This window comes from Pseudomonas sp. LBUM1663 (genome assembly GCF_059695905.1).
In genome coordinates, this window is sequence record NZ_CP166792.1 from 4,260,906 (window position 1) to 4,276,526 (window position 15,621).

Genomic DNA, 15,621 nt, shown 5'->3' on the forward strand with positions numbered 1-15,621 from the left:
CGATGCCTGCTATCCCTCTGGAGCATGGTCTGGCGGTCGCCGGCATCCTGTTCTGCCTCGGTCTGGTCGGCCTGATGGTCCGCCGCAACATTCTCTTCGTGCTGATGAGCCTGGAGATCATGATGAATGCCTCCGCTTTGGCCTTCATCGTCGCCGGTAGCCGCTGGGGTCAGCCGGATGGACAGATCATGTTCATCCTGGTGATCAGCCTGGCAGCCGCCGAGGCCAGTATTGGCCTGGCGATTCTGTTGCAGCTGTATCGCCGCTTCCACACTCTCGATATCGACGCTGCCAGCGAGATGCGCGGATGAATCTTCTCTATCTGACTTTCGTATTCCCTCTCATAGGTTTCCTGCTGCTGTCGTTCTCACGCGGCCGCTTTTCGGAAAACCTGTCGGCGCTGATTGGCGTCGGTTCCATCGGCTTGTCTGCCATCGTCACGGCCTACGTGATCTGGCAATTCAACGTCGCCCCGCCTGAAGGCGGTCACTACACGCAAGTGTTGTGGCAGTGGATGGCGGTGGAAGGCTTCACGCCGAACTTCGCGCTGTACCTGGATGGTCTGTCCGTGACCATGCTCGGCGTGGTCGTCGGCGTCGGCTTCCTGATCCACCTGTTCGCGTCCTGGTACATGCGCGGTGAAGCCGGTTACTCGCGCTTCTTCGCCTACACCAACCTGTTTATCGCCAGCATGCTGTTCCTGGTCCTGGGCGATAACCTGTTGTTCCTGTACTTCGGCTGGGAAGGCGTGGGCCTGTGCTCGTACCTGTTGATCGGTTTCTACTACAGCAACCGCAACAACGGTAACGCGGCACTCAAAGCCTTTATCGTCACCCGTATCGGCGACGTGTTCATGGCGATCGGCCTGTTCATCCTGTTCCAACAGTTGGGCACGCTGAACATCCAGGAACTGCTGGTGCTGGCACCGCAGAAATTCCAGGCCGGCGACTTCTGGATGGTCATGGCCACCCTGATGCTGCTGGGCGGCGCTGTCGGTAAATCCGCGCAACTGCCGCTGCAAACCTGGCTTGCGGACGCGATGGCCGGTCCTACACCGGTTTCGGCACTGATCCACGCCGCGACCATGGTGACCGCCGGTGTCTACCTGATTGCCCGTACCCACGGCCTGTTTGCGTTGGCGCCGGACATCCTGCACCTCGTTGGCATTGTCGGCGGCGTGACCCTGGTACTCGCCGGTTTTGCCGCACTGGTTCAGACCGACATCAAACGTATCCTCGCCTACTCGACCATGAGCCAGATTGGCTACATGTTCCTGGCATTGGGCGTTGGTGCATGGGATGGCGCGATCTTCCACCTGATGACCCACGCCTTCTTCAAGGCACTGCTGTTCCTTGCGTCTGGTGCGGTGATCGTTGCCTGCCACCACGAGCAGAACATCTTCAAGATGGGCGGCCTGTGGAAGAAACTGCCGCTGGCCTACGCCAGCTTCATCGTAGGCGGTGCGGCCCTGTCGGCCCTGCCATTGGTGACCGCTGGCTTCTACTCCAAGGACGAAATCCTCTGGGAAGCGTTCGCCAGCGGCAACCACGGTCTGCTCTACGCCGGCCTGGTCGGTGCGTTCATGACGTCGCTGTACACCTTCCGCCTGATCTTCATCGCGTTCCACGGTGAAGCGAAGACCGAAGCCCACGCCGGTCACGGCATCGCTCACTGGCTGCCACTGTCGGTGCTGATCGTACTGTCGACCTTCGTCGGCGCAATGATCGTTCCTCCGCTGCACGGCGTGCTGCCGCAAAGCGTTGGTCATGCCGGCGGCGAAGCCAAGCACAGTCTGGAAATCGCTTCGGGCGCCATCGCCCTGGCCGGTATCCTGCTGGCCGCGATGCTGTTCCTCGGCAAGCGTCGTTTCGTCACTGCAATCGCCAACAGCGGCATCGGCCGCTTCCTTTCGGCCTGGTGGTTCGCTGCCTGGGGCTTCGACTGGATCTACGACAAACTGTTCGTCAAGCCATACCTTGCGATCAGCCACGCACTGCGCAGAGACCCGCTCGACCAGACCATCGGTCTGATCCCGCGTATGGCCAAAGGCGGTCATACCGCCCTGAGCCGTACCGAAACCGGTCAACTGCGTTGGTACGCGGCATCGATGGCAGCCGGCTCCGTGCTGGTCATCGGCGCCATCGTGCTGGTAGCGGTCTGATATGAACCTTGCGAACTTGCGAAAGGAATTGAGCCCGTCATGATTCTGCCTTGGCTAATCCTGATCCCCTTCATCGGCGGCCTGCTGTGCTGGATGGGTGAGCGCTTCGGCGCTACCCTCCCCCGCTGGATTGCGCTGTTGACCATGACCCTGGAACTCGCGCTCGGCCTCTGGCTGTGGGCCCACGGTAATTATTCATTTGCTCCGGCGCCTGGCGCCGATCCGACCTGGGCGCTTGAGTTCAAGCACATCTGGATCGAGCGCTTCGGCATCAGCGTGCACCTGGCCCTCGATGGCCTGTCGCTGCTGATGATCCTGCTGACCGGTCTGCTGGGTATCCTCTCGGTACTCTGCTCGTGGAAAGAGATCCAGCGTCACGTTGGCTTCTTCCACTTGAACCTGATGTGGATCCTGGGCGGTGTCGTCGGCGTGTTCCTCGCCCTCGACCTGTTCATGTTCTTCTTCTTCTGGGAAATGATGCTGGTGCCGATGTACTTCCTCATCGCGCTCTGGGGTCACAGTTCTTCGGACGGCAAGAAGACCCGGATCTACGCGGCGACCAAGTTCTTCATCTTCACTCAGGCGTCCGGCCTGATCATGCTGGTGGCGATCCTAGGCCTGGTACTGGTCAACTTCAACAGCACCGGCGTGATCACGTTCAACTACGCCGACCTGCTGAAAACCAAGATGTCGCTCACCACCGAGTACATCCTGATGCTCGGCTTCTTCATCGCCTTCGCGGTGAAGCTGCCTGTCGTACCGTTCCACTCCTGGTTGCCTGATGCTCACGCCCAGGCGCCAACAGCGGGTTCGGTCGACCTGGCCGGTATCTTGTTGAAGACGGCGGCTTACGGTCTGCTGCGTTTCGCCCTGCCGCTGTTCCCGAATGCCTCGGCCGAGTTTGCGCCGATCGCCATGACCCTCGGTTTGATCGGGATCTTCTACGGTGCGTTCCTGGCCTTTGCACAAACCGACATCAAGCGTCTGATCGCCTACTCCTCCGTTTCCCACATGGGTTTCGTGTTGATCGGCATCTACTCCGGCAGCCAACTGGCGCTGCAGGGTGCAGTGATGCAGATGCTGGCGCACGGTCTGTCGGCCGCGGCACTCTTTATCCTCAGCGGTCAGCTGTACGAACGCACCCACACCCGCGACATGCGTGAAATGGGTGGCCTGTGGTCGAAGATCGCTTACCTGCCGGCCATCAGCCTGTTCTTTGCCGCCGCGTCCCTGGGCTTGCCGGGCACCGGTAACTTCGTCGGTGAGTTCCTGATCCTGATCGGCACGTTCCCGGCCGCCCCATGGATCACCATCATCGCTACGTCCGGTCTGGTGTTCGGTTCGGTCTACTCGCTGATCATGATCCACCGTGCCTACTTCGGCCCGTCCAAATCGGACGCGGTGCTGCATGGCATGGATGGTCGCGAACTGATCATGGTGGTCGGTCTGGCGGCACTGCTGATTTACATCGGCGTGTACCCGCAACCGTTCCTCGACACCTCTGCCGCGACGATGCATGGCGTGCAGCAGTGGCTCGGCACCGCCTTCACTCAACTCGCTTCGGCCCGGTAAGAGCGCTATGGAATTCACGACTCAACACTTTATCGCGCTTGCGCCGTTGTTGATCACCAGCGCCACGATCATCGTGGTGATGCTGGCGATTGCCTGGCGCCGCAACCACTCGCAGACCTTCCTGATTTCCGTGGCGGGTCTGAACCTGGCGTTGCTGTCGATCCTGCCAGCCCTGAAAGTCGCGCCTCTGGCCGTGACTCCGTTGCTGCAGATCGACACCTTCGCCTGCTTGTACATGGCGCTGATCCTGGTCGCCACCCTCGCCTGTGTGACCCTCGCCCACGCCTACCTCGGCGATGGCGGTTCGGGTTACCCGGGCAACCGTGAAGAACTTTACCTGCTGATCCTGATGGCCGCCGCCGGTGGCCTGGTGCTGGTCAGCGCGCAGCACCTGGCCGGGTTGTTCATCGGTCTGGAACTGCTCTCGGTACCGGTCTACGGTCTGGTGGCTTATGCCTTCTTCAACAAGCGTTCGCTGGAAGCCGGTATCAAGTACATGGTGCTGTCGGCCGCCGGTTCCGCGTTCCTGTTGTTTGGTATGGCCCTGCTCTACGCCGACTCCGGCAGCCTGAGCTTCGTCGGTATCGGCCAGGCGCTGGCGGCCACCGGTCTGCCAAGCTCGCTGGCGCAACTGGGCCTGGGCATGATGCTGATCGGTCTGGCGTTCAAGCTGTCGCTGGTACCGTTCCACCTCTGGACCCCGGACGTTTACGAAGGTGCTCCGGCACCGGTGGCCGCGTTCCTGGCCACCGCGTCGAAAGTCGCTGTGTTTGCGGTGATGGTGCGTCTGTTCCAGATCTCGCCTGCGGCAAGCAGCGGTGTCCTGAGCGACGTACTGACCATCATCGCAATCGCGTCGATCCTGTTCGGTAACCTGCTGGCACTGACCCAGAGCAACCTCAAGCGTCTGCTGGGCTACTCGTCCATCGCTCACTTCGGTTACCTGCTGATCGCCCTGGTGGCGAGCAAGGGTCTGGCCGTGGAAGCCATCGGCGTGTACCTGGTCACCTACGTCATCACCAGCCTCGGCGCGTTCGGCGTGATCACGCTGATGTCCTCGCCGTACAACGGCCGTGACGCCGATGCCCTGTACGAATACCGCGGCCTGTTCTGGCGCCGTCCGTACCTGACCGCCGTGCTGACCGTGATGATGCTGTCCCTGGCCGGTATCCCGCTCACCGCCGGCTTCATCGGCAAGTTCTACATCATCGCCACCGGTGTCGAGTCGCACCAATGGTGGCTGGTCGGTTCCCTGGTACTGGGCAGCGCCATCGGCGTCTTCTACTACCTGCGCGTGATGGTCACCCTGTACCTGATCGAACCGAACCTGCGTCGCCACGATGCGCAACTGCACTGGGAACAACGTGCAGGCGGCGTAATGCTGCTGGCGATCGCGCTGGTCGCGTTCTTCCTTGGCGTCTACCCACAACCGCTGCTGACTCTGGTTCAGCAGGCAGGTCTGGCGGGCTGATCGCTTAGCGATACTCGGTAGAAAACAGAAACGGCACCTTCGGGTGCCGTTTTTGCGTTTTGGGGTACAAAGTCAAAAGATCGCAGCCTCGTTTCACTCGACAGCTCCTACATTGGAATGCGTTCCTGTAGGAGCTGTCGAGTGAAACGAGGCTGCGATCTTTTGATCTTCAATGCCCCTCTCCTCCCCAACATCCAGAATCCCCTCGCGGACAAATCAGCCGCGTCCTACATCCCTATCCTGCTTCCGACCTTAATGTAATGACTTGACCGAATTGGCAGGCACAGACGCCTTGACCGATTCGATTATCGAGACAAAACTATACGTAGGTAGCGTACAGAACATGGATGCTCTTTTTATCGAATTACGTATGTTTCAGAAACATCGAGAGGAGTACCTGGATGACGATCTGTTTCGCAGCTTTCAGCTGGAGTTGTTGAGGAATCCGGAAGCGGGCGATCTCATTGAGGGCACCGGTAGGCTGCGCAAAATCCGCTTCTGCGATCAACGACGAGGCAAGGGCAAGCGCAGCGGATTGCGGGTGATTTATTACTGGTGGTCAGGCTTCGATCAATTCTGGCTGTTCACCGTGTACGACAAAAATGAGCTAGATGACCTGTCGCCCTATCAGAAAAAAATGTTCAGACAAGCGCTGGAAAGAGAAATCAATACGAGATCCCACTATGAAACGTGACATTTTTTCCGAACTAATGGATGGCCTCGAAGCCCTTGCGGATGAGCGCCAAGGCAAAATCACTTTGCGAACCCACAAGGTTCAGTTGCCAAAACTGGTGCCCATCACTGCCGAGGAAGTGGTAGCCATCCGCCAACAGCTCAACCTCTCCCGGTCTGTGTTCGCCATGTATCTGCGCACCAACACTCGAACCCTCGAGAACTGGGAACAGGGACGGGCGACGCCCAATGCTCAAGCCACGACACTGATCCGTCTGGTTGAGCGTTTTCCGCAGACGATCGAACAGCTCGCGGCCCTGACCTGAATGCTCAGGGCTGTTACTCCAACCACATAACGAAATTGTAATTCCCGCATCACCTTGGCGTTATCCGCAGCTTGCAACGATGTCACCCGGCGACCATGCCGGCGGGCCTTCTCCGCCGAACAATAAAACCCACGCCGAAGCACGTTCCCGTTCTGCCGAACCCAAGGAGTGATTGATGGTTAACAATACAAAAATGTCGATGGCCGCTTTAGCGGTGGTGGTCGGCTCCGTGCCGTCCATGGTGATGGCGGATGATAAAGCCGAAGGGTTTATCGAGGGCAGCAGCCTGACGGTGCTCAACCGGAACTTCTACTTCAACCGTGATTACCGCAACGGCCAGTCCAGCCCCACCGGCAATGGTTATTCCGAAGCCTGGGCCCATGCGGTGATCAGCAAGTTCGAATCCGGGTTTACCCAAGGCACCGTCGGCGTCGGTGTCGATGCGTTTGCGATGATCGGCTTGAAGCTCGACACCGGTGACGGGCGCAACGGTGGCCGTAGTTCGTTTGATGTGCTGCCAGTCAACAGTGATGGCGAGGCGCGGGACGAGTACACCAAGGTGGGTGGCGCAGCCAAAGTGCGAGCCTTCGATACGGTCGTCAAGGTCGGTGACGTGTTCCCGGCCAACCCGGTGGTGGCGGCAGGTGACTCACGATTGCTGCCGGAGAGCTTTCGCGGTGTAACGGCAGTCAACACCAGCATCGACGGTCTGTCGGTTCAGGGCGGCCGGTTGCATGCGATGAGCCAGCCAGTGTCCAGCGACATGCGCGAGAACTTCGCCACGTTTTATGCCGGCCCAGTCAATTCGCCATGGATCGCTTACGGAGGCGGCGACTATGTACTGAACAAAAATCTCAGTTTCAGCCTGTACTCCAGCCGCCTCAAGGATGCCTGGAATCAGTACTACGCCGGCACTGCCTGGACCTATCCGCTATCGGATGACCTGTCGCTGTTTGGCGGCCTGAACTATTACAAGGCTGTCGACGAAGGCAAACAATTGCTCGGCGAGTTCGACAACAACATCTGGAGCGGCCGGGTCGGGGTGAAACTCGGCGCGCACTCTGTTGCTCTTTCGCACCAGCGCAACAACGGCAACGACGACTTCGATTACCTGCGTCAATCCGACTCGATCTTCCTCGACAACTCCATCCAGTACAGCGACTTCAACTCGCCCCAGGAACGTTCGTGGATGGTCCGATACGACCTCGACATGACCACTTACGGCGTGCCGGGGCTTTCGTTCATGACTCGTTACGCCCGAGGCACCGACGCCGATTACTCCAACGCCAACGCCGTGTACATGCGCCGCGATGCTGACGGTAACCCACTGACCGACCAAAAGCGCTGGGAGCGTGATGTCGAAGTCAAATACGTGGTGCAGAGCGGCTCGTTGAAAGACATGTCGCTGCGTTTGCGCCAGGCCACGACGCGCGCCACAGCGTTTGAATCGGATCTGGATGAAGTGCGGGTGATTGTCGAGTACCCGTTGGCGATTCTCTGAGTTAATTCTTCATACCCATTCACCTTTAGAAGCTCCTTGCTCCTTTGGTAAGAGGTGAATCCTTTGGCGTCCTTCGGGGCGCCTTTTTTCGCCCGCTGATTAACCGATTTTATGGCGAGGGAGCTTGGTCCCGCTCGGCGGCGCAGCCATCGCAAAACCGGCCAACCGAATCATTCAGGTTTCAGAACTGCTGCGCAACCCAGCGGGAGTCATCCGCACTCGACTCTATCAGCAAATAGTGCCTCGCCGGCTGGGCCAGGGCGTACTCAAACCCCTGCTTTGCACGTTGTTCCTGCTGTACGTGCTTGGCGCGATTGCCATACAACTGATAGCCACGCCGATTATCGTCGGCATGGTCGCCATCGCCTCGGTCATCACAACGTCGCCGCTTGCGCAATGCCAAGCAGCGTATTGCGGTTTGCGACGACTACGCCGCAGTGGGCTTTGCAGATGCGCGATATTAGAATGTCATCACTTTAGAGCTGTAAATCAAAAGGAATGAATCGTGGTCGTACTGATAGGACTGGTGGCGTTGCTTGGATTGCTGTCTTTGGTGGTGGCGGTTGTCGGGCTGATAGCGCCGACTGTTTTCAAGAGCAAAAAAACCGGCAAGGTCCCGACACGATGGACCTTGTTCATGGGTGGGTTGGGCTTCATGCTTCTTGCCTCTGCTCTTGTTGATTACCTCAACTCCAAAACTCAAGGCTTCGAGTACGTGGCAACTGTTGAAGCAGACGCCAACCGTTCCGCGAACTCCATGGGTTTGACCGTCAATGAGTTCCATGACGCGTTCAACGACGCTATAGGCCGATACAACAAGGAATTCAAAACTGCCGACTTTGAAGTTCAAACGGGTGGGGCCACCGACACGTTCTCGCATGTATTCAGCCAGGACCTGACGATGATGGGAACCTTCGATAAAAATGACGGCAACGTGGACATGGTGATCCTTAACATCTCACCAAATGAGGAGCAATTACTTCAGATATTTTCTGTTCTTCTTGCGGCCACTGAAGCACTCAACCCTGGCATCCCAGTGGATCAGAACAAAAAAATGGTCATGGACGTTTTCCATGAGTCTGTTACGAATTTCGACGCTAAAGAACCAGCCGAGCGCAAGGTAGGCGACCTTAATTACTCAGCGACGACGACTCGTTACACAGGAATGATGTTTTCTATCGTAAAGAGCAGCAAAAACTGAGTCATCTAGAACACTAAACCGCGACCCTCAACAGGTCGCGGTTATTTCGGGTGCTTCAACAGAGGATGTGTGGCGTCAGCTACCACTGTTTCGGCAGACACCCGCCACGCTGTATTTGAGGGTGTTGAGCTGTCCTTTCGAATCTTCATAGGTCATTGCGGAGGGGACGACAGCGCAGGCTGGTTGCGGCTTCACAACGCTGACAACTTTCACGACATCCAGCTTCATGCCGTATTCATAGTCCTTCACTACCGGCGCCGCTTTGCCTTGGCTCGCGGCGTATTGCTCCATGGCTTTGGCGTTGGCGCTGAACGCGCGCCCGAAGGTTCGGTCGCCGCCACCTTCGGCCAGTGCATTCAGAGACACTGCCATGCCCCCGGCAAACGCGAGCAACTTGAAAACGTCCATATCCATATCCTTTCAGTTCGGACTAATGAAAAAGCCCGGCATCGGCGTTCGATGACAGGCTTGGTGTGATGCGGCACGCTTATAGATCTTTGGTTTTTTCGTCTTTCTTTTCGTTGACGACGACTGGATCGCGAGCTTGTTCCTTGGCGACGAACAGCTCAACGGAGCGGTCGTTGGCGGTCATCATTCTGTCGAAGGTGCGGTCACCGCCGCCTTCGGCCATAGCCAGAGAAGACATCACCAGAGCTGCTGCAACGGCACCGATTTGGGCAAGTTTCATGTTTGATTCCTCGTTTAAATAGCTGACGGGATCAAGGTAACAAGCCGAACCTTTCGTGACGGTGGCGTGGAAATTACATATCCGTTATGTGCCAAAAAAACGGTGGGAGCGAGCCTGCTCGCGAAAGCGGAGTCAACATCAGTGTCGGCTGACAGATTTGCTATCGCTAGCAGGCTAGCTCCCACAGGGAGATCACCTATTCTGCTGGCGCTGTGTCTTCGTCTCGGCGATGGGCGAGCTGATACAGTGCCGGCAAGATCAGCAGCGTCAGGATGGTCGAGGACAGGATCCCGCCAATCACCACCGTCGCCAACGGTCTCTGCACTTCCGCGCCAGTACCGGTCGCCAGCGCCATCGGAATGAAGCCCAGGGACGCCACCAGCGCCGTCATCAACACCGGGCGCAGACGTGTCAGCGCGCCTACGTTGATCGCCTCAGACAGCGAACGCCCCTCCTCCCGCAGGTTGCGGATGAACGCGATCATCACCAGCCCGTTGAGCACCGCGACCCCCGACAGTGCGATGAAGCCCACGCCTGCCGAGATCGACAGCGGAATGTCCCGCAGCCACAACGCCATGACACCGCCGGTCAATGCAAACGGAATCCCGGTGAACACCAGCAAGCCGTCCTTGAGGTTGTTGAACATCATGAACAGCAACCCAAACACCAGGAGCAACGCCACCGGCACCACGATCTGCAGGCGCTTGGCCGCCGATTGCAGTTGTTCGAACTGCCCGCCCCAATGGGTCCAGTAACCCGCAGGGACCTGCACCTCTCGCTCGATCACCTCGCCCGCTTCTTCGACGAACGAACCGATATCGCGCCCGCGCACGTTGGCGCTGACGATCACCAGGCGCTTGCCGTTTTCGCGGCTGACCTGATTCGGCCCCAGCACCAGATCAAGGCTGGCGACTTCTTTCAAAGCAATAAAACCAATCTGATCAGCCGCGCCATTGAGCAGTGCCGGTACCGGAATCAACAGCGCCGACAGACCTTCGATGTCCTTGCGCATGGCATCAGACAACCGCACCACCATGTCAAAACGCCGGTCGCCCTCATACAACGTGCCGGCCTGACGCCCACCCACCGCGACGGCAATGGTGTCCTGCACATCGCCGACGTTGAGCCCGTAACGCGCCGCCTTGTCGCGGTCGATGTTGATGGTCAGCACCGGCAGGCCGGTGGTTTGTTCGACTTTGACCTCAGAAGCGCCATTGACCTTCTGCATGGCGGCGGCAATCTTCGCCGCTGTGGCGTTGAGCACGTCCATGTCATCGCCGAACACCTTGACCGCGACGTCGCTGCGCACGCCAGAGATCAGCTCGTTGAAGCGCAATTGAATCGGCTGCGACAGCTCGTAGTTGCTACCCGGCAACGTCGCGGCGGCCTGTTGCAGTTCCGCCATCAGGGTTTCCCGGGACTTGCCCGGGTCCGGCCATTGCTCTTTTGGCTTGAGCATCACGTAGCTGTCGGAGATGTTCGGCGGCATCGGGTCGGAGGCGATTTCCGCAGTGCCGGTGCGGGCGAACACGCGCTCGACTTCCGGCACTTTGCCTAGGATCAGCGTTTCCAGACGCTGCTGCATGTCCACCGATTGCGTGAGGCTGGTGCCCGGCACGCGCAAGGCTTGCAGGGCAAAATCGCCCTCGCTGAGACTCGGCACGAACTCGCTGCCCATGCGGCTGGTCAGCACACCGCTGAGCACAATCACGCCCAACGCCCCCCCCACCGCCACTGCCCGATGGCTCATCACCCACGCCAGCGCCGGCGCATACACCCGGCGCGCACCGCGCATCACCATGCCCTCTTCTTCCTTGACCTTGCCGGTGACGAACAGCGCAATCGCGGCAGGAACAAAGGTCACCGACAGCAGCATTGCGCCGAGCAACGCAATCACCACAGTGAACGCCATCGGGTGGAACATTTTCCCTTCGACGCCGCTCAGGGCAAAGATCGGCAGGTACACGACCATGATGATCAACTGGCCGAAAATAAGCGGTCGCCGAGCCTCTTTGGCCGCCGCAAACACTTCATGGAAACGCTCGGAACGGGTCAGCAAACGCCCGTGATGCTGCTGCGCATGGGCTAGCCGTCGCAGGGTGTTTTCGACAATCACCACCGCGCCGTCGACGATGATGCCGAAGTCGAGTGCGCCCAGGCTCATCAGGTTGGCGCTGACCTTGTTGCTGTACATGCCGGTGAAGGTGAACAGCATCGACAGCGGAATCACCATCGCGGTAATCAATGCCGCGCGGATGTTGCCGAGGAACAGGAACAGGATCGCAATGACCAGAATCGCACCTTCAATCAAGTTCTTCTTCACCGTGGCGATCGCCTTGTCCACCAGGTGCGTGCGGTCATACACGGGAACGGCGATCACGCCTTTGGGCAAGGAGCGGTTGATCTGCTCGAGTTTGACGGCCACTGCCCGGGAAACTGACCGGCTGTTTTCGCCAATCAACATGAACACCGTACCGAGCACGACTTCGCGACCGTTTTCAGTGGCGGCACCGGTACGCAGCTCGCGGCCGATGTCCACGACCGCGACGTCCTTCACCCGGATCGGCGTGCCATCGACGTTGGCCATGACGATATTGGCAATGTCCTCGGTGCTCGCCACCTGACCCGGCGCACGAATCAGCAATTGCTCGCCACTACGTTCGATGTAACCGGCACCGACGTTGGCATTGTTGCGTTCCAGCGCCGTCACCAGATCGGTCAGCGTCAGCTTGTAGGCGGCCAGCCGCTTAGGGTCGGGAGCGATCTGATATTCCTTGGCAAAGCCACCGATGGTGTTGATCTCGGCCACACCGGGGACGTTGCGCAATTGCGGCTTGATGATCCAGTCCTGAATCACCCGCAGGTCGGTCGGCGTATAGGCCGTTCCGTCGTCCTTGAGCGCACCTTCCTGCGCCTCCACCGTCCACAGGAAAATCTCGCCAAGCCCCGTGGAAATCGGCCCCATCAGCGCTTCCGCCCCCTCGGGCAATTGCTCCTTGGCGATCTGCAAACGCTCGTTGACCAATTGCCGGGCGAAGAACAGATCGGTGCCGTCCTTGAAGATCACCGTGACCTGCGACAGCCCCGAACGCGACAGCGAACGGGTCTGCTCCAGCATCGGCAAACCGGCCATCGCGGTTTCAATCGGGAAGGTGATGCGCTGCTCGGTTTCCAGCGGCGAGAACCCGGCCGCGCCGGTGTTGATTTGCACCTGGACGTTAGTGATGTCCGGCACGGCGTCGATCGGCAGCTTTTGGTAACTGGCGATGCCGAGGCCGGCCATGAGGAGAACGGCGAGCAGCACGATGATGCGCTGCTCGATGGCAAACTGAATCAGGCGTTCAAACATGAGAACCTTCCGGTCGAGGGTGACGGATCAGTGGGAGCTTTCAGCGTGCCTCTTCAATGAGAGTGCTCGGCCGAGGCTTTGCCCAATTCCGATTTGAGGACAAAGCTGCCGGCACTGGCGACTTGTACGCCCGGTTCCAGCCCTTGGGTGACTTCCACCAAACCGGCCGCGCGACTGCCCAGTTCCACGGGTTGCGCCTTGAAGCCGTCGTCGGTGCGCACGAATACCGTGGGTTTGTCCTCGACGGTCTGGATCGCGATTTCAGGTACGGCGACCTTGGCCTGGCGACTGTCGGTAGCAACCAGCGCGGTAACGAACAGACCGGGGCGCCACGAGCCTTGCGGATTTTCCAGAGTCACGCGAACAGTTGCAGTGCGGGTCTGTTCACCGAGCAAACTGCCGACGTAGGCCACGGTGCCGACGACTTCGGCATTGAGTTCCGGGGCGCTGACGGTGACCGGTTTGCCCACCTGCACCTTGGTCAGATCCTTGGGCGAAACGCCGAACGTCACCCACACCCGCGACAGGTCGGAGAGTGTAAAAGCCGCCGTGGTTTCATCGACCACCTCCCCCGGCGTCAGGTGTTTCTCCACCACCACGCCGTCGAACGGCGCGCGCAGTTCATAGCGATTGCCGCCGGTGGCGACCACGCTGCCACTGAGCACGCTGATTTTTTGCCGGGCATTGGTCAGGGCTATTTCGGCTTCTTCCAATGCCTGGCGTGCCTGAAGGAAATCCTGCTCGGCGGAGATCTTGTCCTGCCACAGCTTTTTCTCGCGTTCGTAGGTGGTGCGCGCCAGGGTCAGGCGACGCTGTGCGGCAGCCTGTTCGCTGCGCTGATCGGAGATCTGCTGACTGGCGATCACCGCCAGCAACTGGCCTTTCTTAACCGACTGCCCAAGATTGACCGACACCGACTCGACCACGCCGGGGACGCGCGGTACCACGTGCGCGGTGCGGTCTTCGTCAAAGCGCACTTCGCCGGGGAACGGCAAGCCGAGGCTGATGTTCTGCGCCCGCGCTTCAGCCAGTTGAATGCCCGCCGCGGTGATCTGTTCGGCGCTCAGTTCCAAGAGCCCTTCTTCTGTATGTTCACCGTCGGCTGCTGCGCCTTCTTCAGCGTGATTGGCGTGTTCCGCCGCTTCATCGGCGTGAGCGTCGATGGACGCACTGCCCGGCCACATCGAGCCAATACCAATGCCCAGCGCCAATGTCGCCGCAGCAACAACGATCAATTTTTTTTCCATGGAAACTCCTCTGCGCCATGCCATCGCGCAGTGATCTAAAAGATGAAATTCAAGGGCTGACGGTGAGGTCGCCGAAGATGCGTTCGATGCGTACTCGCGCGTCCGTCGCCTCGCTGACGGCCTGGATGTATTGGCTGCGCGCGCTGATCAGGGTGCGCTGGGCATCGAGCACGTCGAGGAATCCGAACTTGCCCATTTCGAAGCCGCGCGTGGCGCTGTCGACCGCACTTTGCGCGGCGGGCAGGATCGTCTGGTTGAACGCTTCGACTTCGCCGTTGGCGGTCTGCCATTGCTCAAGGGTGGTCTGGATTTCCGTGCGCAAACGCAGCTCGGTGGCGTTGCGCAGATCCCGCGCCTGATCGCTGCGCCGGGCTGCCGCCAGCACATTGCCCTGATTGCGGTTGAACAGCGGAATCGGCATCGACAGCCCGACCACATTGACCCGCTCGCGCTCGGTTTCGCTGTATTGGCTGCCAATGCTCACGGTCAGGTCGGGAATGCGTTGCGACTTTTCCAGACCCAATGAGGCTTCGCGCTGATTGATCTGCAATTTGGCCAGACGCAGTTCGGCGGTCTCGTTCAGGCGCTCAAGCAATCGGGTCGGCGGTGGCACGGTGAGCATGCTTTGCGTGGCCGCTTGCACGGTGGTCGAGGCTGGCAACGGTGAACCCATGACCTGCGCCAATTGCTGATAGGCGTTGGCCTGATCGCGTTCGGCGCGGCTCACTTCCAGGCGCACTTCGGATAGTTGCACTTGCGCACGGGTGCCTTCGACCGGCGATGATTTACCGGCCTCGATGCGTCCTTGGGCGACGCGCAAACCGTGTTCGGCGAGTTGCAGCGACTGGCGGGACAACTGCAAACGTTGTTGTGCGGTCCCAGCGCTGTTGAACGCCTGAATCACATCGGCACGCAAGGCATTGCGCTTGCGCTCCCATTCGATCCCGGCGGCGTCCTGCGCACGGCTGGCAACGTCGATCCGTGCGCCACGTTTGCCACCCAGTTCGATCGGTTGGCTGAGCTTCACCGTGGTGGTTCGCGAATTGCGACGGGTGTCTTCGGCCTCCCACGACACTTCGGGGTTGGGGATCAGACCGGCCTGTTTGCGATCACCCTCGGCGATGCCGATTTCCCACTGCGCAGCCGCCAGATCCGGGTTACCGGCGAATGCCGTTTGCAGGGCTTGATCGAGGGTCAGGGTCGATGCATGCACCAGACCCGTGCCGGCCAGCAACACAACGCTGGCCGTCACTCTCCTCGCTGTTTTTTTCAGGCGTGATCGCGCCGTCAGTTCTTTTAAACCGGGCAATGGAAGACTTCCTTTATTCAAGAATCTTTGATGCCGCCACGGTAGGGTTTTGAACTTATCGACAAGGTGACTGGAACATTACAAATCCGTTATCAACGGATCGTGGAAGTTGTTTTGATCTAGG

Annotated in this window: 14 protein-coding genes; 9 read left to right on the forward strand and 5 right to left on the reverse strand. The window is 59.3% G+C overall.

Annotated elements, in window-relative coordinates:
- Positions 1-2: 2 nt before the first annotated feature.
- From nuoK to ACA075_RS19625, 9 genes are all read left to right on the forward strand, one after another.
- Complete coding sequence (gene nuoK, locus ACA075_RS19585; protein ID WP_010458852.1) at positions 3-311, forward strand: NADH-quinone oxidoreductase subunit NuoK; 309 nt, start codon at positions 3-5, stop codon at positions 309-311.
- Entirely contained in the window at positions 308-2,161 is a 1,854-nt protein-coding gene (gene nuoL, locus ACA075_RS19590) for an NADH-quinone oxidoreductase subunit L (protein WP_497294744.1), read from the forward strand. The genes nuoK and nuoL overlap by 4 nt, the downstream gene beginning before the upstream one ends.
- 39 nt (positions 2,162-2,200) lie before the next feature.
- A complete protein-coding gene (gene nuoM, locus ACA075_RS19595; RefSeq protein ID WP_010458848.1) occupies positions 2,201-3,733 on the forward strand; it encodes an NADH-quinone oxidoreductase subunit M in 1,533 nt (510 codons plus the stop codon).
- A 7-nt stretch (positions 3,734-3,740) separates the two neighbouring features.
- Entirely contained in the window at positions 3,741-5,204 is a 1,464-nt protein-coding gene (nuoN, locus tag ACA075_RS19600; protein ID WP_461974899.1) for an NADH-quinone oxidoreductase subunit NuoN, read from the forward strand.
- 343 nt (positions 5,205-5,547) lie between these two features.
- Complete coding sequence (locus ACA075_RS19605; protein ID WP_497299299.1) at positions 5,548-5,898, forward strand: toxin; 351 nt, start codon at positions 5,548-5,550, stop codon at positions 5,896-5,898.
- Complete coding sequence (locus tag ACA075_RS19610) at positions 5,888-6,202, forward strand: helix-turn-helix domain-containing protein (protein ID WP_497294746.1); 315 nt, start codon at positions 5,888-5,890, stop codon at positions 6,200-6,202. The genes ACA075_RS19605 and ACA075_RS19610 overlap by 11 nt, the downstream gene beginning before the upstream one ends.
- A gap of 175 nt (positions 6,203-6,377) precedes the next feature.
- Entirely contained in the window at positions 6,378-7,703 is a 1,326-nt protein-coding gene (locus tag ACA075_RS19615) for an OprD family porin (RefSeq protein ID WP_497294747.1), read from the forward strand.
- 124 nt (positions 7,704-7,827) lie between these two features.
- Positions 7,828-8,205 carry a hypothetical protein gene (locus ACA075_RS19620; protein ID WP_497294748.1) on the forward strand — a complete coding sequence of 126 codons (378 nt, stop codon included), beginning with the start codon at positions 7,828-7,830 and terminating at the stop codon, positions 8,203-8,205.
- A gap of 3 nt (positions 8,206-8,208) precedes the next feature.
- Complete coding sequence (locus tag ACA075_RS19625; protein ID WP_497294749.1) at positions 8,209-8,904, forward strand: hypothetical protein; 696 nt, start codon at positions 8,209-8,211, stop codon at positions 8,902-8,904.
- Between the two features lie 75 nt (positions 8,905-8,979).
- Here the strand turns inward: ACA075_RS19625 and ACA075_RS19630 are convergent, their stop codons facing one another.
- From ACA075_RS19630 to ACA075_RS19650, 5 genes are all read right to left on the reverse strand, one after another.
- Entirely contained in the window at positions 8,980-9,312 is a 333-nt protein-coding gene (locus ACA075_RS19630) for a DUF2790 domain-containing protein (protein ID WP_497294750.1), read from the reverse strand.
- 79 nt (positions 9,313-9,391) lie between these two features.
- Positions 9,392-9,592 (reverse strand): co-regulatory protein PtrA N-terminal domain-containing protein, encoded by a 201-nt coding sequence (locus ACA075_RS19635; protein WP_497294752.1) that lies wholly within the window; start codon positions 9,590-9,592, stop codon positions 9,392-9,394.
- Positions 9,593-9,788: 196 nt separating this feature from the next.
- On the reverse strand, positions 9,789-12,941 hold the full coding sequence (locus ACA075_RS19640) for a CusA/CzcA family heavy metal efflux RND transporter (protein WP_497294753.1): 3,153 nt from the start codon (positions 12,939-12,941) through the stop codon (positions 9,789-9,791).
- 53 nt (positions 12,942-12,994) lie between these two features.
- On the reverse strand, positions 12,995-14,188 hold the full coding sequence (locus ACA075_RS19645; protein ID WP_497294755.1) for an efflux RND transporter periplasmic adaptor subunit: 1,194 nt from the start codon (positions 14,186-14,188) through the stop codon (positions 12,995-12,997).
- 49 nt (positions 14,189-14,237) lie between these two features.
- Positions 14,238-15,497, reverse strand: a complete 1,260-nt coding sequence (locus ACA075_RS19650; protein WP_497294757.1) for a TolC family protein — start codon at positions 15,495-15,497, stop codon at positions 14,238-14,240.
- Between the last annotated feature and the right edge of the window lie 124 nt (positions 15,498-15,621).

What these genes read in the sequence shown, in the direction of transcription:
- nuoK (WP_010458852.1), top strand. Translation starts at nt 3, where the DNA reads ATGCCTGCTATCCCTCTGGAGCATGGTCTGGCGGTCGCCGGCATCCTG.
- nuoL (WP_497294744.1), top strand. Translation starts at nt 308, where the DNA reads ATGAATCTTCTCTATCTGACTTTCGTATTCCCTCTCATAGGTTTCCTG.
- nuoM (WP_010458848.1), top strand. Translation starts at nt 2,201, where the DNA reads ATGATTCTGCCTTGGCTAATCCTGATCCCCTTCATCGGCGGCCTGCTG.
- nuoN (WP_461974899.1), top strand. Translation starts at nt 3,741, where the DNA reads ATGGAATTCACGACTCAACACTTTATCGCGCTTGCGCCGTTGTTGATC.
- ACA075_RS19605 (WP_497299299.1), top strand. Translation starts at nt 5,548, where the DNA reads ATGGATGCTCTTTTTATCGAATTACGTATGTTTCAGAAACATCGAGAG.
- ACA075_RS19610 (WP_497294746.1), top strand. Translation starts at nt 5,888, where the DNA reads ATGAAACGTGACATTTTTTCCGAACTAATGGATGGCCTCGAAGCCCTT.
- ACA075_RS19615 (WP_497294747.1), top strand. Translation starts at nt 6,378, where the DNA reads ATGGTTAACAATACAAAAATGTCGATGGCCGCTTTAGCGGTGGTGGTC.
- ACA075_RS19630 (WP_497294750.1), bottom strand. Translation starts at nt 9,312, where the DNA reads ATGGACGTTTTCAAGTTGCTCGCGTTTGCCGGGGGCATGGCAGTGTCT.
- ACA075_RS19635 (WP_497294752.1), bottom strand. Translation starts at nt 9,592, where the DNA reads ATGAAACTTGCCCAAATCGGTGCCGTTGCAGCAGCTCTGGTGATGTCT.
- ACA075_RS19640 (WP_497294753.1), bottom strand. Translation starts at nt 12,941, where the DNA reads ATGTTTGAACGCCTGATTCAGTTTGCCATCGAGCAGCGCATCATCGTG.
- ACA075_RS19645 (WP_497294755.1), bottom strand. Translation starts at nt 14,188, where the DNA reads ATGGAAAAAAAATTGATCGTTGTTGCTGCGGCGACATTGGCGCTGGGC.